This window comes from Alloscardovia criceti DSM 17774 (assembly GCF_000376885.1).
GTDB classification, from domain to species: Bacteria; Actinomycetota; Actinomycetes; order Actinomycetales; family Bifidobacteriaceae; genus Alloscardovia; species Alloscardovia criceti.
Genome location: NZ_AQXR01000010.1, coordinates 79,575 through 98,370, shown reverse-complemented (window position 1 = coordinate 98,370; position 18,796 = coordinate 79,575). Strand labels below are relative to the sequence as shown.

The window sequence follows — 18,796 nt, the reverse complement described above, 5'->3', positions numbered from 1 at the left end:
TATGGACTTGCAACAGCTCGCTATGCAAGTAGCACGAGTCGCTCAGGATGCTGGACAGCATGCGGCGCAGGATCAGCTGACCCCTCATGCAGTAGCAATCGATTCCGAGGAAACCGAGAGGCTTGATAAGGAAAAGTACACATCAGATGTGGATGACAATGTGGTGCGATATTTGCGTGAGAAAATCACGGAAATCAATCCTCTGGACGGATTCTGGGAGGAAGTAGGCTCACAGCGCACGCCCGGTGCTTACTACTGGTGCATTGGCCGCATTGATGGTTCTTTGAATTATATGCGTAATATGCCGGAATGGACGATTACAGTGTCGATCTTCTCCATTGATGAGCAGGGGCAGGCCACGCCGGTTATGGGCGTAGTGCATGCGCCAGCCTTGAACGTCACCTATGTGGCGGCACGTGGTTATGGGGCTATTCGCATCCGCCGTTCTGCGATTGGGGATAAGCGTGAGGCCATCATGCCTACGACAAAGTCCACGCTGAAAAATTCTGTGGTCAGCTTTGGCATGTCCTACTTTGCTAGCGAGTCCAAGCGCGCCTTGTACACCGTATCCGCTTTGGCGGGTTTACCTTCAGATATCAAGCGTGTGGGTCCTACCTCCCTTGACTTGTGCAAGGTTGCTGATGGTACGTACGATGCGTATTTTGAACCATCCTTGCATTCCTGGGATATTCCAGCCGTATCTGCGGCTACGGTAGTGGTGTGGGAGGCTCAGGGCCGCCTGCGCCAGTGGGATGGCTCGGAAATTAGTTGGTATCACACCAATGATGTGGTGGCTTCTAATGGCGTCATTATGGATGAGCTAGGGCAGTATTTGCAAGAGGATATCCATACGGACCACGCCGAGTAAGAGTACATTCATTTTTTCATATACGGTTTTTCATCTAGGGCCGCATGAAGTGCGAAGTTCGTCTGTCATGCGGCTTATTTATCTACAAGGATAATATGCCAAACAATAATCAAGGCTCCGCTCAGACAGGGCAGCAGTACACCAGTGACTTTTTCGCTCAGCAGCAGGCAGTGGAGAGTCAGCAGGTTTCCGAGGATACGCAACTGCTGGATGCGGTTGCGGATATGGATTCTGTGCTTGACGATATCGAATCTACGCTGGAAGAAAATGCGGAAGAATATGTCAGCAGTTTCGTGCAAAAAGGTGGCCAGTAGTGCCGCAGCTGAGAGATTCCAGCAATTCCTTGCCGGCAGGCGATTCTCGCGAGTCGGCCGTAGTATCCGATAATTCTTTTGAACGCATTTTCGGCATCGAAACGGAGTACGGTGTCAGCGTGACACACGCGCATCGTGCATCTGACGATCGGCAGGCATTAGATGCCAGCCATGTGGCCAATGTGATGTTTGAACCCGTGGTGTCGCGCTACCGATCCACAAACACGTACTGCGATAATGGTTCGCGCGTTTACCTCGATGTAGGTGCACATCCGGAGTATGCCACGGCCGAAGCTCGCACAGTACGTGAGGCGGTGTTACTGGATGCAGCGGGAGAGTCGTATATGGCCTCGCTGGCCAGTTATGCGCAAAAAAATCTCGTCTCGCGTGAAAATAACGAAACACTGCGCGTGCACGTGTACAAGAACAACACGGATTCCCAAGGGCACTCCTTTGGCTGTCATGAGAATTATCTCGTTCGTCGCAGTGTCAGCATTACCGCATTACAGGATTGCTTCATTCCTTTTTTGGCTACGCGTCAAATTTTTGCGGGCGCGGGCGTGATACGCGAGGGACAATTTCAGATTGCGCAGCGCAGCGACTTCTTGGATGATACGATTTCTTCGGCGACAACGCGTTCACGACCTATGATCAACACGCGCGACGAACCCCATGCAGACTCACGCGTGTACCGCCGTTTACACGTCATCGTGGGAGATTCGAACCGTTCCCAGACGGCCAGCTGGATGAAAATGATGACGGCGCATCTCGTGCTGTGCATGATTGAGGCACAGTCACGCGGCGAGGACTACGGTTTGGCACGCATGTCCATGGACAACGTATCTGACCATATGAAGGCGATTTCTCGAGATTTAGATTTTACCTATACTATTGCTGTGCACTCCGGCGAGTCGTATACCGCCTTGGATATTCAGCGCTCATACTGTGCGGCTGCGCGGGACTTCGTGCGCCAGCATGCTCAGGATTTAGAGCCAGATGTCCTCACAGATGCTCAGGCATGCCTCACCTTGTGGGAAGAATGTCTCGACAACTTAGAGAACCACGATTTTACGGCTTTGAGTTCTTGGGTGGATTGGGCGGCGAAGTATCAGCTGATTTCTCGGCTTCAGTCGCGAGGTGCTGAAGCGTCAAAGCTCAGACAATTAGATTTTGCCTATCATGATATTGCGCATGATGCAGTGGTGCAAAATCTGGAGTCTCGCGGACTGCTCAGGCGCCTCTTTAGTACAGCTAAGGTGCGGGCGGCTATGAGTCAGCCTCCGCGCGGAACGCGTGCCGAGCTCAGATCTGCATTTGTGCGTGCAGCCCAGGCCTCACGGGCGCATTGGGCGGCGGATTGGACCAGCATATCTGTGTATCCTTCGGGAGAAACTCAAGCTGTTTCAGCACAACTTCTCGATCCTTTTGGCACACAAGAAACTGCGGATTATCAGTGTGTTATGCGCACAATCTCTGGAAATGGTCGGGACAATCCGCTGCTTCCCCTAGTGTAAAAGCTAATAAAAAAGCTCCCTAGCGGGAGCTTTTTTATTAAGTGACGTCGTAGAGACTAGTTCTCCTGAGCAGCCTTCTTCAACAAAGAACCAGCAGAAAGCTTTACGCCATAACCTGCAGGAATCTCGATGGTTTCACCTGTGCGAGGGTTGCGGCCAGTGCGAGCTGCGCGGGTTACGCGAGTTGCGGAGAGAACACCAGTAAGACGCAAACCTTCGCCAGACTGAAGGGACTCTGCGAGAACTTCCTGGAATGCATTCACAGCAGCCTCTGCCTGTACCTTGGTGAGGTTGGTCTTCTGTGCAATCTTTGCTACGAGGTCAGACTTGTTGTATGCCATAGTATAAACATCCTTCTTGTAGGAGGATTCTACATAAAGTAAAACCCTAATTTCACACTCTCGATAATACTCGATGAACCGCCCGAAATCCGCTCAAAATAGCCAAAAATCCAAAAAAAGTTCGAGAATTCGGGTAAAAGTCCAGAAATGTGATAAATCTGTGTAGTTTTACGTCGAATAATGGCTGAAAACGTGAGATTAAGCCAAAAAATCAAGGCGAATCATAGCAAAATCTCTATGAAAATGACAATTTTTCTCAGGAGTGGGGAGACACGGATACTACGCGAGCGCACACACTATGTTTGCGCAATTCTCGCGTTAGATTAAATTCTTTTTACTCATCCAACTCATAGCCACCGCACCCATAGGAATGCGAATCCAATACGTCATCACTCTATAAAGCAAAGTCGCGGACAATGCTACAGCCGATGGAATGCCCACACCGCTAAAGGCTACTGTCAAGGAGGTTTCCACGCCGCCCAAGCCACCTGGTGTAGGGGCGGCGGATCCAATCGTATTGGCGACCAAGAAGATAAAGCTCGTTTCGATATAGCCCGCTGGCATGTTGAAAGCGCGAAGCGCCGCCCAAAAGCTCAGACTGAGCATTAAGGACTGGATAATGGCCCCGGCTGAAGCTACTGCCAATTTTCCCGGCTGCGTGAGCAGCAAAATGAGCTGTCGAGCAAAATTCTTTATCATGGGGACGAGCTTGTTCATAATCAATGCGCGTACAGGCGTAATCAGCATGCTCAAGGCAATAAGCAGAATGAGCATACCCAAAACGATGGCTAATGTACCGGTGGGAAGTAAACCGCTGATACCGTTATTGCCCGTAAAGAGTCCGAGCACCACCATGACGAGGAAGGTAACCACAAATTGCACAGCCACCACCGCACTCATAGCAGCTGTAGCAGCCGTGTTTTTATGGCCGGTTTTGCGCAGGAATCGTAAATTCACAAAGGCGGGACCGATGCCCGCAGGCATGCTGACGGAGGCAAAACTCTGGGCGATTTGTGAGACGAAAATGCCCACATAGTTGCGCTTATCTTTATCCATATACGTGCCCAAAATCAATGCGGAGCCTATCCAGGACGCACAGCCCGCCAGCAGACTCAGCAGCGCAAAGAGTGGATTTGCGGTGCTGACACTGTGGATAACGGTGCGCGGATTGAGCTGTGTCAAAATCACGGATAAGGCTATAACCACGAGGAAAGCGGAGATAAAGGAGCGCAGGTTAAAGCGAGATAGCGTGACTAACTCCACGTCATCCGTGTCTTCCTGCTCGCTGGCCGCTACTAACGCTGTGCGCAGATCCTTGGTCAGATTCTTATCCCACCCCTCGAGATCCTTGACGCTGGCGGGGATGAGCACATTTTGGACATAGGGTGCGATGCTAAAGAGGGTATCCGTATCCCATACCTCTTGTGCAGCTTTCACGGCGATAGGCATGCCGAGCAGTGCACTGAGCAAGGTCAGCATTTGAACGCGGTCCGCCGCAATATGAGAGGAGCTGCTGGCTATATCGCCATTTTCCCACCCACACACTATGAGTTCACCCTGTGCATTGCGTGCTAAGCAATGGGCAGAAATATTGCGATGTGTGATGCCGCGCAGATGCGCCTTTTCTAAGGAGCGCAAAACCTGAGCCGCATCCTGCGGTGTAATGCTATCGAGCTGCGCCGGCGTAATCGTCGTATTTTCGCGGATAAAGAGCACAGCCGAGTCGTTATTGTTCGCAGCCGCAAAGGGTGCCACCGCATCCAAGCCTGCATCACGTACGGCCAGCAGCATAAGCATGTGATGGTGCGTAATATCTACCACCGAGCGATCTCTGCGCAAGGAAAGACCAGAAAGCTGGACGGTTTGCCACAGCTGGCGCAGATAGTTCTCGCTATGACGTTGAGAATCTGCCACACGTACGGTGAAGTGTTCGCCAGAACGGGTGGTGAGCAGATAGCGGCGAGAATTTAAGGCTAAATCATCGTCTACGCTGAAATGGCTTAACCGTGCGGTGGTATTGCCGGAGTACACAATGCTTGCCGGCTCTAAGCCCACGGATTTTGCAGATTGCACGATATCTTCTGCCCACATGCCCACGTTCGGGGATCCGAACAGATACCGCATAATCAGACCAATCGTGCGGCCCAAAAGCAGAGAAACGGTCATACCCACAAAGGAGTTTGCGGAGACCATGATAAGAATAGCGGCCACGACAAGCAAAATATTCCAGCTCCACACCAGCGTAGAGCGCAGGCGTTTGGGGCCAGCACAAGTGAGAAATGCAGCTAAACCACTAAAAAGCTCCGGCAGTAGGAACTGCACGGTGCTGGGGGAACTCAGAGCATCGACCAAGGGCGCATAATGTGTGCTCGTAATAATCTGCGAGACGATGATGGCTATGGCTATGCCGCCCATAAATCCCAGTATGGAAATGACGGTTTGTGCCCATTCGCGCCGCATCAGCAGCTGGATAACCACGCTAAAGGTGATAACTACCATGGTTGCCTGCTGGAGAAAAGTCAGAGGAAGGGCAAAAAGCCAGTCGTTGAGTACATTGCCTACTGTATGGGCATCCGCTTCCACGCCGCGTGTTACGCCGCGCAAATATAAAGAGATTAAAGTCAGTACAACCGCAATGATGAGCGTAAGCACGGCTCCCGCCAAATCCGAAAAATCATGAGCACGCTGAGGCTGCGCATCGGAAATCACTACAGGAGGCTCAGCGGTGTTGATCGAATTCGGGTCTTCAGCGATAGCAGAGGCAGAGACAGCGTAAGAGGATTCAGCGGATGAGCCGGCCTGAAAGTTCGACCGGTTTTTAGCAGCGTTGTGCATATTCTCAGCAGACGGCTGATTCTGAGTCGAATTGTCTTCAGATGCTGGATCAACGGGTAATGTGCTCAATCCCTCCACCTCTCGATTCTGTGGAAAAGAGGCAGTGGCTGATTTTCCACTGCCTCAGACATGTTGTGTGTCGTAGATGTGTTTACTGATGAATGAAATCTACGAGCTTATCTGCGACGCCGGTGTAGGTCGATGGGGTCAAGGCTGCAAGGCGAGCGGCTGTTTCCTCATCGAAATTAATGGTGCCGATGAATTTTTCCACATCCTTAGCATTGATGGAATGGCCGCGCATGAGCTCCTTTACACGCTCGTAAGGATTATCCATGCCTTCGATGCCCTTCAATGCTTGCGCACGCATAGCCGTTTGAATTGGCTCACCCAATACTTCCCAATTATTGTCCAGCTCAGAGGCGATAACAGTCTCGTTTGGATGGATGGAGTCCAAGCCACCCGACAAGTTGTACAACGCGAGCATGCTGTAGCCAAAGGCCACACCGATATTGCGCTGCGTGGTGGAATCGGTTAAATCGCGCTGCCAACGAGACTCAACGAGGGTTGCGCTTAAGGAATCCAGCAATGCGCAGGACAGCTCGAGATTTGCTTCAGCATTTTCGAAGCGAATAGGGTTCACCTTGTGCGGCATGGTGGAAGAACCAGTAGCGCCTTTAACAGGTACCTGCGCGAAAACGCCACGAGAAATATACATCCACACATCTTGAGCAAGATTGTGAGCGATGCGATTGAAGTGGCTCATAGTGGAGTAGAGCTCCGCCTGCCAATCGTGGTTTTCAATCTGTGTGGTCAGCGGATTCCATGTCAATCCCAAACGCTGAGAAACGAAGCGGTGAGACAAGCTCGTCCAATCGACCTGTGGCAAAGCTGCCATATGCGCGCCAAAGGTGCCGGTAGCGCCGTTAATCTTTCCTAAGTATTCCTGAGCCTCAAGAGCATGAATTTGGCGAGTCAGACGATATACCCATACGGCCATTTCCTTACCCAAGGTGGTAGGTGTGGCTGGCTGTCCGTGAGTAAGGCTGAGCAGAGGAAGCGCGCTGTACTTTTCCGCAAAAGTCGTCAACTGATCGATGAGCTTGGTCGCAGCCGGGAGCCAGACATTTTCCACAGCACCCTTGACGCACAGGGCGTAAGAGAGATTGTTAATATCCTCACTGGTGCAGGCAAAATGAACCAATGGCTTTAAGCGTGTCAGCTGAGTTTCTCCCAGCACGTCAGCGGCTTTGTCGAGACGACGGTCGATATAGTATTCCACCGCCTTCACATCGTGATGAGTCACAGCTTCAATCTCAGCCAATTCCGCGATGCCTTCAGCGCCAAAATCGTTTTCGATTGCACGCAAATAATCGATTTCTTCCTGCGTAAATGGTTCTACTCCAGGAATGACAGAGCTTCCGCCGTTGCCATTTGCCAGCTCAATCATCCATTCGACTTCCACATGAATGCGAGCGCGGTTTAAGGCTGGTTCGCTTAAGAATTCCACAAGTGGAGCAGTGGCAGCCTGATAGCGGCCATCCAGAGGGCTTAATGCAATATGAGGGGTAATATCAGTCAAATTCATACTCCTATACTATGGCAAGGTGCAAATATAACGGTGCAGTATTTTTCACACAGATATTGTCAATCCCGGGTCTTACCGCTGTAATCTGCATTGGAAATACAGATTCGTATCCAGAGTGCCCGCGTTTAATTGCGCAAAATGTTTATTGTGCTCATCGAGGGCATCGCTGTGCAGATTTTGGGCGTTATCGAATGTGGCAAGATGATAATTCATGCCATGGGAGAGCTCCGTAGGGGCACTCGCGTCTGTGCCAGATACCGGCGTGTGGGCGTGTGTCTTCTGTACAGGGAGATCTTGCGAGCCTAAGCCGTCTTGACTGATATACCCTCTAATAGTCAGCCAGTGGGGGCTTTGCGGATTGTCCTGACCATCGAGATCAGAGACGATTTCTCGGTCTGTTTCTACACTCGTCACCCACGTGCGGGTGGTATCGATAGGATGATTCGCAATAGGTGAGCCTGCAGTAATAACGTGGGAAATCGTATAGGCAAGTTGCGGATCGCTAGCCAGAGAAGCGGCAATAATGCCTCCTTGGGAGTGTCCCACCAAGGTGACGGATTCCTCCGGCTGAATTCCCGCCAGGGTCATGGCTTGCACCACGGCTGTTTGGCTATCAGCGAGGGCACGGTTGCGGGCTTCGCCGGCCATCAGATTGAGATTTTGTGGCCATCCAAAGGGAGAGTCAGGTTGCCCGTCCGTGCCGGGAATGGTCACAACCCACGCGTGCGAGCCATCGGCCTGCGTGTACCGCTGAATGGCTACAGTGCCGTAGCTATTTCCGGTTTGGCCTGCGGTCAGCGTGTCCAAATTCCTCAAGCTGTCACGTATGTTTGTCACAGCAGGTAAGGGCCGCGCTACCGCTATCTCCTGCACGGACAGAGTATTTCCTTGATAGAGATTTCCGACACCGTGCGCATGAGCGGAGTATGTATCAGCAAAGGAAGATACCGAGCCATGCGGCGCAACTCCACGAGCTATGCCACGGATAACGCTTTGCTGTGCAGCGGAATGATGCGAAAGCGCCCCCGCCAGCGAAGGGTGTGCAGACTGAGTTTCTGCTGCCAAACCCCACAGCACCATAGAGGTGCCGGCCAATGCGGGATGGTGAGCCGCATACATTTCTATCAACGTGAGGAGCGCTTGCTCGGACTCCTTTTCTGCGGCAGAGTACAAATTGAGACTACGGATGACGCGGTCTGCAATCTCATACATCTGCTGCGCACACAGCAGCACGGCATTGCGATGCGCACTACAGGCGTCAGCTATGTGCTGGATGCGTTGCACATAGGGAAAGTGGTGTGCTTGTGTGGCTTGCGGGCATGCCGCCACGACGGATAGCTGATCGCTGGCATATGTGGACGTGGTTAGTAGCGCAGAAGCAGATTGCTGAAGCGCATCCGCATAGGTCAACCCCTGAGACATGAGCGCATAGAATTCCTCAGGATCATCAATGGAAGTTTTCCCTCCGAGAATGCGTGCACTGGTAAAAGCAGATGTGCTCATACGAATCGTAGCTTTTCTGAGTCTATACGTTCCCGTTCCTGCTCCAGCTGTGCCTGCAACTGCGCACACTGCGTACGAAAAAGCTCCCCGGCGTGGCCCTCCCAGTGCAGACTCAGGACGCGTGATAGGAGCAGAGATAAATCTAACGTAGCATGATAAGCCAATTGGCAAGCGCTCACGGCTGTGCGGGCTACGATCCCTTCACTTTCGGCGCAGTAGCACGCACCTGAAGTGTGGATGCCCACGGAAGTATCCATGACCGCGCGTAGGCGCTCCTGCTCAAACTCCTGAGTAGTCTGTGGATTCGGCGGATTCGACCGGCTGCGGGGAAGCAGATCATTGAGTTCCACGAGGGGAGGAGCTGCAAAGTCCTGCGCCAGCACAGGCATAGATGAGGGTGTTTCTCGTATCGTCATAGGACGATTGTGCCAAGGCATCCACGCTGCTCACCAATTTTTCCGAGCCTGTGAACGAATGTGGATAACACGCCAAAAAAGGCTCCAGCGCATACGCACCAGAGCCTTATTCTTTCACACCATCCAAAAACCCTTTACCATGGTTTCTTTGTCGTGGTTTTCGGAGCTTGCGCCTCGTAATTATTCTCCACATTCGTGTTATTGTCCAGCAAGGTTTGCATGCGCTCCTGCGTATCGGAATCTACACTCGACTCGTCCGAGTTGGAGGAGGATGACGAGGATGAAGAATCCGAGGACGAGGAGGAGGAAGCACTCGCGCTCGCAGATTGGGATGAAGTCTGATTCAAATCATCTTGAATCTGCTGCGTTAATGCCGCAGAAACCTCCTTATTATGCTGCGCAGAGCTACTTAAACTCGGCACCAGCATCCAGCTGACGGACGTCACATCCGCAAATTGCTGATCGGTTGCAATTTGCTGATCCGCTAAAGCCTGCAAATCCGGATCCGTTTGAGAGTATTCAGCGATGGAATTATTGAGCTGAGTAGTGGCGGAATTATACATTTGCGCCACAATCAGATTCATTGATAAATATAAGCCGATGAGCGTGCCGAAAACCGCCGCCACGATTAGTACAATACGCAGCGTTAAGGAACCCCTATGCAGGTCGGAGTCTCGAGGGGAGCGCGTATGTGTACTCAATTTTTGTTCAAGAGCATTCATAGTATCATCCTGACCGGTATCACAATGTGTAGAGCTTGCGCGATTGCAGTATCCATGCGGATATTTCCCATACGGCGAGGAGCGCGAAGAGGATGCTAAACGGCCAAATCAGAGACACATCGCGCGATATAGTACGCCACGTAGTCGTCATGCGATAATCCTTCGACGCGTCCACTGTCACCGCATTCGCCACGGTTTTCGTCGCATCCACGTGCACATATTGTCCGGATAATTGGTCCGCAATCTTCTTTAAATTCGACTCGTTCATTTGCGAAATACCATCTGTCTGTGTGTCTGGATCTTGCACCCAGGACTGTGCATCGGAGGTCTCTGCGGTGGAAGAAGCACTCACACCCGTAGAGGTATAAGGAATTTTCCCGCCTTCTTCCGAGCCGACGCCGATGACGACGGCATCACTGATATAGGGGCGGAGCACGGAGAAACTTTTCGCCGCCTCACCGCTGGTTTGCTCACCATCGGTTATCACGTACAGCACAATCGTGTCATTTGGATGCGCATCCTGAGCGGCCTTTAACGCCGTTGTCAGCGTATTGAGTGGTGTATCCAAGCTGGAGCCTGATGACACATTCGTCGGTTCGGTGGTCAAACCATCCGCCCAACTTTCCATCGCATGCGCATCCGGTGTCAGCGGTAGTGTCACAGCAGCCGTGGCGCCGAAACTGATGGCGGAAAACTGTGCATCCGGATATTTTTCGGTGATATCGTACACGGCATCGCGTGCAGCCTTAATGCGCGTTACCGTATCGCTGGATCCATAATTTGCATCCTCCACCGCCATGGATCCCGTCACATCCACCGCCACAAATACATCCGTCGCATTTACGGCACGCGTGGTAGAACGGGCTAGAGTGCTCGGGCCCAGCAGTATAATGCACAGCAAGACGGCCAACGCCCAGCGGCGAGACAACATCCACACTGTCATATCCGAGTTTGCACGCGTGCGCAGAAATACCACCGTATGCCACGCCATAGCACCGAGCACAAGCAATACCACGACACTGCTGATAATCCAGCCAAAAACAGGGACAAAACTCATATTATCGACGAATCCTTCCCGCTGCTGCGATAAATATCACGAAAACAAGTATGGCAAGGGCCACGATGAGCGCAGGCGCATCTATCATATTGCTGGAATCCTCATGTTGTTCCGTACTGGAGCGCGTCGATTGGATATCGCGCGTAATATCCTCCACGGTATCGTTAGAATTCAAATCCACATACACACCGCCATGGCTTTCGATGGAATTTTTCATAGCCACGGCCGTTTCAGAATTGCTGGTTTCATCCGAGCCGACGTACAGCCCATCCACATTAATATCGGCATTTTGTGCCGCATCTAAGGCCTCGTCCAAGGTAAAGGTTTGCTTTCCCGACGGCACGTTATCTGTAGCCAAAATAACGGAGGCGCTGCGAGCTTGACGAGCTGCCGAACTTTCCAACTGCGGCAGCATCATCGCGCAGGACATCAAGCCATCGCCAATTAAGGACGTGGAATTTTCCACATTTTGTGTGCCTTCTAGCCAGTCATTAATCTCTTGATATTCCTCATCGCTCATCGCATCAATGGATTCCTGCGTCTGCACACGGCTGAGCAGAGTATAAGCGTAATTGAGCTGATTATTGATGACGCTGTAATCATCTGTCAGAGGGAAAATCGTTTTGGATGTGGAATTAAAAATACTTAGTCCAATGCGCTCACCATGCAAATTCTGTGTCAATTCAGAGTATGCGGCGATAATTTGGCGATCGTAGGCTAAAGCAGAGCCGGATACGTCTAGACACAAAATGATATCGCGCGAGGAACTGCTCGAATTTTGCGGATCAATCCTGGAAGGACGCCCTACCAGTGCTATGCCTGCAGTCAAAGCAACGGCCAACGCGGCTACGGCCACCGTGCTGAGCCTTTTGTAGGTTTTCAGAAAACGTGCAGCTGTATCCGTCTGATAATCCGATTCAATATGAAACACCGTAGCAACGGACGTTTTCTTCGAGGAAAGAGATGAAGCAGACGAAGGCGTTGAAGCAGAGGAAGGCGCAGACGGTGCTGACTCAGCCGAAGCATCCTCAGCGTTCTTTTCCTCAGGTGTGCGCAGCGCAGATTCTTCGTGTTTTTTCTTTATCTGCAGATAAATATAAAAGCCAAAAAATGCTGCTGCTACCACGATAAACAGGATAAGAGCCGCCAAAGGCCACTGAAAATGGGTAGGAATAAGGACATTAAAATACGACAATTTTAGTCATCCCACCTTTCAATAAGAACCATAACCCAACGGCATGCCTGAATAACGGTTACCTGTGAGCTTTGAGCATGTGTGGCTTCATATGCGAACTCTGGAGGATATAAGCCCTCAATTGTAGAGCGCAACAGGCTAAAGCCCTGACGCGAGGTATGAGAAGTGTGAGGCGCATTGGTCAAATCCGCCAAAGTATGACTGGTCATATTCTTTCCCATACGCGAGGATGCGAACTGTCGGGCAATAGCTGCCAACTCGTGAAAAGCTGCTTGCTTGGTCATGTCGCCAGCTGTATACGCATCTTCCACGTGGGTGACGCGTTTCTTGTACGCGGCTACGGAGTCCACGGGTTGAAGTCTCGTCGCACTTTTCGCTTTTTTCGGCAAATATGCGATGACGCTTGCGATAATGCACCCTACGGCAAAAAGTAGGGCCACGCCAAGACCGATAAAAAGAGCGGTGCTACTAAAAGCAGCAGAGGGGGTATAGCTGAAAGTACCAGCTAAGGTTGTCGTAGAAATCATGAAAGTCACGAATATATCCTTAAGCCTGAGCAACGGGTGCCATGCCAGAAGACGCACGGGAAGCGGGCGATGCAAAGCCTAATCCGAAGGTTGAAGAATTATGAGCTAATGAAATGCGATGAATAAATTCATTAAACATAGACACGCTCGAATCCGAAGTAAACAGGGTAGCACCCTTCACACTTAAACGATGATGCAACTGGTCAATTGTCAACTGGCGAGAAGCCGCAACCTCATCACGGATAATCTCATTGCGCATAAAAGCAGGTACACGACGATTGCTGAAGCCTTCTCGCACTTCGGTAAAACGCGGCGAAAGATCAAAAGGATTGACCGAAGAAATATTAACCACCACTATCGGATGCGTTTGCGTCAGCACGCCCAAGGTTTCTAGGGCTTCTTTTGTCCAGGAATTATCATTCGTTACCAGGATAATCAGCGAAAACTTATCGCGAATCTGCACTGCGTATTCCAGTAAAGATTGCCAATCGCTGTCATATGGCATGTGTCGTTGCGTGATACGATCGAGCAACGCATCACACTCGCGATAACCGCCAGAAAACGGCATGCGTGTAATCGAATGCGCATCGCCCACCACAAAGTTGACATTATCACCACGCTTCAAAGACAGCATGGCAAAAAGACGCAAAGCATTCATCGATACGTCGATTTGACGCTCGCCCGACGGCGTACTACCCGTGAGCTGACGTCCAGAATCGATAAGCATCCACACATTACTGGTGGCGGAATGCTCTTTTGACGCCACAATAGGCTGACCTGCGCGCGCGCTCGCCTTCCAATCGATAGAGCGGGACTCATCGCCGATGACGTAGGGGCGTAAATCTAAAAATTCGTAACCCGAACCACGACGCTTGCTCGGGTGTTCACCCTCTACAAGTCCCATGGCTTTGCGCACTATAGGCAGGCTTAATTGAGAACCAAGCGTCTCGATTTTACGCCGAATAGTATCAGTGGATTCATAAGATGCCACAAAAAATCATTTCCTCGAATAGACGTGGACGACAAGAGACATGTCTGTGTTGACTGTATATGCTGCTGCACTAGCTGCTGTTTGTTCGGCCCGCTACTGCGGTATTTGTCGCCTGCGCTTCACAGCTGCATAGAGAGTACCGCCAACGCAAGCAGCAAAAACGCGCGGACTTTTAAGGAACAGGAACCGTAGACGTAACAGTATCGATGACCTGATCTGAGGTAATGCCATCGGCCAAAGCCTCAAAGGTCATCAAAATGCGGTGACGTAGCACATTGCGAGCATGAGACTTCACGTCTTCCGGAATGACATAATCGCGACCATTAATCAGTGCTTGTGCCTGAGCCACGCGAATCAAACTAATGGAGGCACGTGGGGAAGCGCCCAAACGCACCAGAGAAGACAGACCCTTAATAGGCTTGCTACCCATGCCACGCGTGGTAGCCACAATATCTACCACGTACTTCTTCACTTCTTCGCTGACATGAACGCTACGAGCTGCAGAACGCAAATACTTCACATCGCTTAAGGAAATAGACTGAGCCTCATTGTGCTCAAACTGCACCGTATCGCTCGGCTGATTGCTGAGCATAGACAGCATAGAAATTTCCTGAGCAGCCGTTGGATAAGTCATAACGGTTTTCATCATGAAGCGATCCATTTGCGCTTCAGGAAGATTATAGGTACCTTCCTCCTCGACAGGGTTTTGGGTTGCAATCACCATGAAAGGCTGAGGCAAGGCAATGCGCTCGCCGCCAATAGTGGTAGCGCCTTCGGCCATCGCTTCGAGCATAGCAGACTGAGTTTTTGCGCTCGAACGGTTAATTTCGTCCAGCAAGACGATATTGGCATGCACTGGACCAATCTGTGTAATCATCTTTTGCGTGGCAAAATCAAAGACCTGAGTACCCACCAAATCTGCAGGCATCAAATCAGGCGTGCACTGAACGCGCTTGAATGTGCCAGAAACACAGGAAGCCAGCAATCGTGCAGCGGTGGTCTTTGCCAATCCCGGCACGGATTCGATGAGGATATGTCCTCCCGCAATCAGCGTCAGAATCAAGGACTCGCGCAGTTCATCTTGGCCTACCAAGCCTTGAGCGAATCGATCACGCATGCGCTGCGCAAGTTGCATAGCACGCTGTGGATTTTCCGGCCTAGCTACTGGAGGTGCAGCAGGAGGCATCATATTCATAGCTGGATTGCTCACAGATGCACCACCTAAAGGAGCATTGCTCAGAGGTGTGCCAGAGCTGTTTTCAGGAGTATTTGAAAAAATCGACATACTTTTACCTTAAGGGAAATTGTTTCCCAGTACGAGTTATTGCGCTTATTGCAGAGTAATCTGCACATTATGTGTGCAGAATTTTAAGGTAATCTCCAGTTAATAGGCGTGGCGCCTTGGTCCTCTAAAGCCTGATTTGCCCGCGAAAAAGGCTTCGATCCGAAAAATCCCCGATATGCTGACAAAGGACTAGGATGAGCAGACTCGATAATGGTGGCATGCGTGAGCAGGGGTTTCAGGCTGCGCGCATTATTGCCCCATAAAATTGCTACTAAGGGTAGTGGATTTCCGGCCGTATCTGTGCGATTATTGAGCGCTACAATGGCAGCCTGAGTGATGGCCTCCCACCCCTTGTCCTGATGCGAATTCGCATGGCCAGCACGTACGGTTAACGATCGATTGAGAAGCATAACGCCCTGGTCTGCCCACGGCGTTAAATCCCCATTGCTCGGCTCGGGCACACCTAAATCGTCCACGAGCTCCTTATATATATTGATCAGACTCTTGGGGATGGGATGTACGTCCGGTGCCACCGAAAAACTCAAACCCACGGCATGACCCACCGTTGGGTACGGATCTTGACCCACAATCAGCACTTTGACAGAATTCAAGGGGTAAGTAAACGCGCGCAAAATTTGAGGAGCAGGCGGTAGTGTGCGAAAGCCGTGCGCATGCTCGGCACGCAAAAAGTCGCCCATGGCATGAATTTGTGGCTCTACGGCGGATAGTGCCTGCGCCCATGACGGATCCATAATTTCAGACAATGGTGGTAAATGATTGTGCATACATCCATGCTAATTCAAGGCTGGAAAAACGGTGACAGATGACTGGATGCTTAGTACTGTGCTCAAATGCGTGCATTGTGTGCAGCTTAGGTGATGCTCTGAGCGCTGCAGGCTCCTCTCGTGCAGGGTCTTTCGTAGAATAGAGCACAGTAATAATAAGGAGAAGTAATGGCACGCAGCAAAAATGAATATCCACGTGATGAATTCGATATGTTCACGGGACAAAATGGTGGCGCACATCGGGGTCGCAAAACCGTGATGTCTCGTCTCATGCCTTTTATTATTGCAATCGTACTTGCTGGCGCTTGTGCTTTAGGCTTCCTTACTTGGTCAAATGGCTGGCTGGGTCCAAATGGTTTAAATCTCTTCCCAACCGCGTCGACCAGTAGTAGCTCCACAGATACTACCTCGAAGGACTCTAGCTCCAGCGACAGTTCATCTTCGTCCTCTTCCTCCACGGATAGCTCGACCTCTTCACCGACGGATAGCTCTTCCGATACGAGCATCTCTTCCACAGATACTCAGAATTCGGATAATTCCACCTCAGAAGAGACACAGCAGACTCAGGTAGATAAGTCTGCATCTGTGTATGTCTTCAATGCGTCAGGTATCACCGGTTATGCAGCTCAGGAGGCTGCTACCTTGACCAACAATGGATATACGAGCGTTACGCCAACCAATGCAGGTAGTTCCAATTTGCCTTCTGTAAACACGGTGTGGTACGTCAATACGGAAGATCAGGCAACTGCACAAGATATCGCCAACCAGTTGGGCATTAGCGCAGTTCAGCAGGTATCCAGTCTCAGCCAAGGTCAGATTGCTGTAGTTTTGCTCAATTAAAGGCGTATAGCGCATGAATTTTTGAATGCTTTGGGTAGGTAAGTGTCGGCAGTATCGCTGTATTCGTGCGTATTCCGGCCTGAGCATTCTTAGGCTGAAGGCAAAACACCGGAAGTTTAATTAGCATTTTCGCGCTAGTGGGTGCTAATCTATATTTTAGACATCAAAAGTTGAGTCCAATAGACTCAGGTTTTGAAATTTGGAACTCTAGTTTCGAAAGGATACTCATGGCAAAGATTATTGCTTATGATGATGAAGCTCGCCAGGGCATGCTTGCTGGTTTGGATCAGCTTGCAGACACTGTAAAGGTTACTTTGGGACCAAAGGGACGCAACGTCGTACTCGATAAGACCTACGGTGCTCCAACAATTACCAATGATGGTGTTTCCATTGCTAAGGAAATCGATCTCGAAGACCCATACGAGCGCATCGGTGCAGAGCTGGTAAAGGAAGTTGCTAAGAAAACCGATGACGTGGCTGGTGACGGTACCACCACAGCAACGGTACTTGCTCAGGCTCTTGTACACGAAGGTTTGAAGAACGTTACCGCCGGTTCTAACCCAATTGCTCTTCGCCGTGGTATCGAAAAGGCTGCAGACGCCATCGTTAAGTCTTTGCTGGAGTCCGCTAAGGATGTAGAAACCAAGGATCAGATTGCTGCTACCGCAACAATCTCCGCAGCAGATCCTGAGGTAGGCGAGCGCATCGCAGAAGCTTTGGACAAGGTCGGCCAGGACGGCGTTGTTACTGTAGAAGACAACAACAAGTTCGGTCTGGACTTGGAGTTCACTGAGGGTATGCGCTTCGACAAGGGCTACATTTCTCCATACTTCGTCACCAATCCTGATGATCAGACTGCCGTACTCGAAGATCCATACATTCTTTTGACCTCGGGTAAGGTTTCTTCCCAGCAGGATATCGTGCACGTAGCAGAGCTCGTGATGAAGTCCGGCAAGCCATTGCTCATCATCGCAGAAGATGTGGATGGCGAAGCATTGCCAACACTCGTGCTGAACAAGATTCGCGGCACCTTCAATACAGTAGCGGTGAAGGCTCCAGGCTTCGGTGACCGTCGTAAGGCCATGCTTCAGGATATGGCTATTTTGACCGGTGCTCAGGTTGTTTCCGAAGAGGTAGGCTTGAAGCTTGATTCTATCGATGAAACGGTGCTTGGTCACGCTGCAAAGGTCATCGTTTCTAAGGATGAAACCACTATCGTTTCTGGCGCAGGTTCTGCAGACGAAGTAGCAGCACGCGTGGCTCAGATTCGTCAGGAAATCGAAGCAACGGATTCCGATTACGATCGCGAAAAGTTGCAGGAGCGCTTGGCTAAGCTCGCTGGTGGTGTAGCCGTCATCAAGGTGGGCGCAGCTACCGAAGTTGAGGCCAAGGAACGCAAGCATCGCATTGAAGATGCTGTACGCAATGCAAAGGCAGCTATCGAAGAAGGTCTCGTACCTGGTGGTGGCGTTGCTCTTATCCAGGCTGCTGCAGCTGTGGAAGGTTCCGTCAAGCTGGACGGCGATGAAGCAACCGGTGCAAGCATTGTCTTCCGTGCCGTAGAAGCTCCAATCAAGCAGATTGCATCCAACGCAGGCCTGTCCGGCGACGTAGTCATCGACAAGGTACGTTCCTTGCCTGCTGGCCATGGTTTGAACGCTGCTAGTGGCGAATACGAAGATTTGATGTCTGCTGGCGTTACCGATCCTGTGAAGGTAACCCGTTCTGCTCTGCAGAATGCAGCATCTATTGCTGGATTGTTCTTGACGACCGAAGCTGTTGTGGCAAACAAGCCAGAACCAGCTCCAGCGGCACCAGCAACTCCAGACATGGGTTACTAAAAACAAACCTTTCTCTCGTTTGACTACTCGTTAAGCGAAAGAAGTACAAAGGTTGTAATGTTCGGGGTTCTTGCCTTTACGGTAAGAACCCCGAATTGTATGTGGACGGTGTGCTATTGGATGTGCTTTTGCTGAACCATTACAGATGTCTGCAAGAGGAAACGGCAAAGTATCCTG

Annotated in this window: 17 protein-coding genes; 5 read left to right on the top strand and 12 right to left on the bottom strand. The window is 50.9% G+C overall.

Annotated elements, in window-relative coordinates; genetic code table 11:
* Window position 1: 1 nt before the first annotated feature.
* The 3 genes from D570_RS0103830 (at window position 2) to D570_RS0103820 (ending at window position 2,696) form a co-directional block, all read left to right on the top strand.
* Window positions 2–868, top strand: a complete 867-nt coding sequence (locus tag D570_RS0103830; protein WP_018143079.1) for an inositol monophosphatase family protein — start codon at window positions 2–4, stop codon at window positions 866–868.
* 95 nt (window positions 869–963) lie between these two features.
* Window positions 964–1,182 carry a ubiquitin-like protein Pup gene (locus tag D570_RS0103825; RefSeq protein WP_018143078.1) on the top strand — a complete coding sequence of 73 codons (219 nt, stop codon included), beginning with the start codon at window positions 964–966 and terminating at the stop codon, window positions 1,180–1,182.
* A complete protein-coding gene (locus tag D570_RS0103820) occupies window positions 1,182–2,696 on the top strand; it encodes a proteasome accessory factor PafA2 family protein (protein WP_018143077.1) in 1,515 nt (504 codons plus the stop codon). Before D570_RS0103825 ends, D570_RS0103820 begins: the two co-directional genes overlap by 1 nt.
* Before the next feature lie 56 nt (window positions 2,697–2,752).
* Here D570_RS0103820 and D570_RS0103815 read toward each other — a convergent pair whose 3' ends face one another.
* The 12 genes from D570_RS0103815 to D570_RS0103760 all read right to left on the bottom strand — a co-directional run bounded on the left by D570_RS0103815 (window position 2,753) and on the right by D570_RS0103760 (window position 15,938).
* Window positions 2,753–3,037, bottom strand: coding sequence for an HU family DNA-binding protein (locus tag D570_RS0103815; protein ID WP_018143076.1), 285 nt, complete (start codon window positions 3,035–3,037; stop codon window positions 2,753–2,755).
* A gap of 318 nt (window positions 3,038–3,355) precedes the next feature.
* Window positions 3,356–5,941, bottom strand: a complete 2,586-nt coding sequence (locus D570_RS0103810; protein ID WP_018143075.1) for a lysylphosphatidylglycerol synthase transmembrane domain-containing protein — start codon at window positions 5,939–5,941, stop codon at window positions 3,356–3,358.
* An 82-nt stretch (window positions 5,942–6,023) separates the two neighbouring features.
* The gene (gene purB / locus D570_RS0103805; protein ID WP_018143074.1) at window positions 6,024–7,457 is read right to left on the bottom strand and encodes an adenylosuccinate lyase; all 1,434 of its coding nucleotides are present in this window, start codon (window positions 7,455–7,457) and stop codon (window positions 6,024–6,026) included.
* Window positions 7,458–7,529: 72 nt separating this feature from the next.
* Window positions 7,530–8,960 carry a PGAP1-like alpha/beta domain-containing protein gene (locus tag D570_RS08440; protein ID WP_018143073.1) on the bottom strand — a complete coding sequence of 477 codons (1,431 nt, stop codon included), beginning with the start codon at window positions 8,958–8,960 and terminating at the stop codon, window positions 7,530–7,532.
* Window positions 8,957–9,376: a hypothetical protein gene (locus D570_RS0103795; protein WP_156812232.1), complete on the bottom strand. Its 420-nt coding sequence runs from the start codon at window positions 9,374–9,376 to the stop codon at window positions 8,957–8,959. Before D570_RS0103795 ends, D570_RS08440 begins: the two co-directional genes overlap by 4 nt.
* A gap of 134 nt (window positions 9,377–9,510) precedes the next feature.
* Complete coding sequence (locus D570_RS0103790) at window positions 9,511–10,098, bottom strand: DUF6466 family protein (protein ID WP_018143071.1); 588 nt, start codon at window positions 10,096–10,098, stop codon at window positions 9,511–9,513.
* A 19-nt stretch (window positions 10,099–10,117) separates the two neighbouring features.
* Entirely contained in the window at window positions 10,118–11,155 is a 1,038-nt protein-coding gene (locus tag D570_RS0103785) for a vWA domain-containing protein (RefSeq protein WP_018143070.1), read from the bottom strand.
* 1 nt (window position 11,156) lies between these two features.
* Window positions 11,157–12,350 carry a vWA domain-containing protein gene (locus D570_RS08435; RefSeq protein WP_018143069.1) on the bottom strand — a complete coding sequence of 398 codons (1,194 nt, stop codon included), beginning with the start codon at window positions 12,348–12,350 and terminating at the stop codon, window positions 11,157–11,159.
* Window positions 12,351–12,352: 2 nt separating this feature from the next.
* Entirely contained in the window at window positions 12,353–12,886 is a 534-nt protein-coding gene (locus tag D570_RS09060; protein ID WP_018143068.1) for a hypothetical protein, read from the bottom strand.
* A gap of 10 nt (window positions 12,887–12,896) precedes the next feature.
* Window positions 12,897–13,868 (bottom strand): DUF58 domain-containing protein, encoded by a 972-nt coding sequence (locus tag D570_RS0103770; RefSeq protein ID WP_018143067.1) that lies wholly within the window; start codon window positions 13,866–13,868, stop codon window positions 12,897–12,899.
* A gap of 172 nt (window positions 13,869–14,040) precedes the next feature.
* Complete coding sequence (locus tag D570_RS0103765; RefSeq protein ID WP_245531866.1) at window positions 14,041–15,057, bottom strand: AAA family ATPase; 1,017 nt, start codon at window positions 15,055–15,057, stop codon at window positions 14,041–14,043.
* A 179-nt stretch (window positions 15,058–15,236) separates the two neighbouring features.
* A complete protein-coding gene (locus tag D570_RS0103760; protein WP_018143065.1) occupies window positions 15,237–15,938 on the bottom strand; it encodes a uracil-DNA glycosylase in 702 nt (233 codons plus the stop codon).
* A 168-nt stretch (window positions 15,939–16,106) separates the two neighbouring features.
* Between D570_RS0103760 and D570_RS0103755 the strand changes: the two genes are divergently transcribed.
* Together D570_RS0103755 and groL are read left to right on the top strand one after the other, a co-directional pair.
* Window positions 16,107–16,778 carry a LytR C-terminal domain-containing protein gene (locus D570_RS0103755; protein ID WP_018143064.1) on the top strand — a complete coding sequence of 224 codons (672 nt, stop codon included), beginning with the start codon at window positions 16,107–16,109 and terminating at the stop codon, window positions 16,776–16,778.
* A gap of 227 nt (window positions 16,779–17,005) precedes the next feature.
* Window positions 17,006–18,619: a chaperonin GroEL gene (gene groL / locus D570_RS0103750; protein WP_018143063.1), complete on the top strand. Its 1,614-nt coding sequence runs from the start codon at window positions 17,006–17,008 to the stop codon at window positions 18,617–18,619.
* Window positions 18,620–18,796 lie beyond the last annotated feature (177 nt).

Coding starts and splice junctions, on each gene's coding strand:
- D570_RS0103830 (WP_018143079.1), top strand. CDS start 2: ATGGACTTGCAACAGCTCGCTATGCAAGTAGCACGAGTCGCTCAGGAT.
- D570_RS0103825 (WP_018143078.1), top strand. CDS start 964: ATGCCAAACAATAATCAAGGCTCCGCTCAGACAGGGCAGCAGTACACC.
- D570_RS0103815 (WP_018143076.1), bottom strand. CDS start 3,037: ATGGCATACAACAAGTCTGACCTCGTAGCAAAGATTGCACAGAAGACC.
- purB (WP_018143074.1), bottom strand. CDS start 7,457: ATGAATTTGACTGATATTACCCCTCATATTGCATTAAGCCCTCTGGAT.
- D570_RS08440 (WP_018143073.1), bottom strand. CDS start 8,960: ATGAGCACATCTGCTTTTACCAGTGCACGCATTCTCGGAGGGAAAACT.
- D570_RS0103795 (WP_156812232.1), bottom strand. CDS start 9,376: ATGACGATACGAGAAACACCCTCATCTATGCCTGTGCTGGCGCAGGAC.
- D570_RS0103790 (WP_018143071.1), bottom strand. CDS start 10,098: ATGAATGCTCTTGAACAAAAATTGAGTACACATACGCGCTCCCCTCGA.
- D570_RS0103785 (WP_018143070.1), bottom strand. CDS start 11,155: ATGAGTTTTGTCCCTGTTTTTGGCTGGATTATCAGCAGTGTCGTGGTA.
- D570_RS0103765 (WP_245531866.1), bottom strand. CDS start 15,057: ATGATGCCTCCTGCTGCACCTCCAGTAGCTAGGCCGGAAAATCCACAG.
- D570_RS0103760 (WP_018143065.1), bottom strand. CDS start 15,938: ATGCACAATCATTTACCACCATTGTCTGAAATTATGGATCCGTCATGG.
- D570_RS0103755 (WP_018143064.1), top strand. CDS start 16,107: ATGGCACGCAGCAAAAATGAATATCCACGTGATGAATTCGATATGTTC.
- groL (WP_018143063.1), top strand. CDS start 17,006: ATGGCAAAGATTATTGCTTATGATGATGAAGCTCGCCAGGGCATGCTT.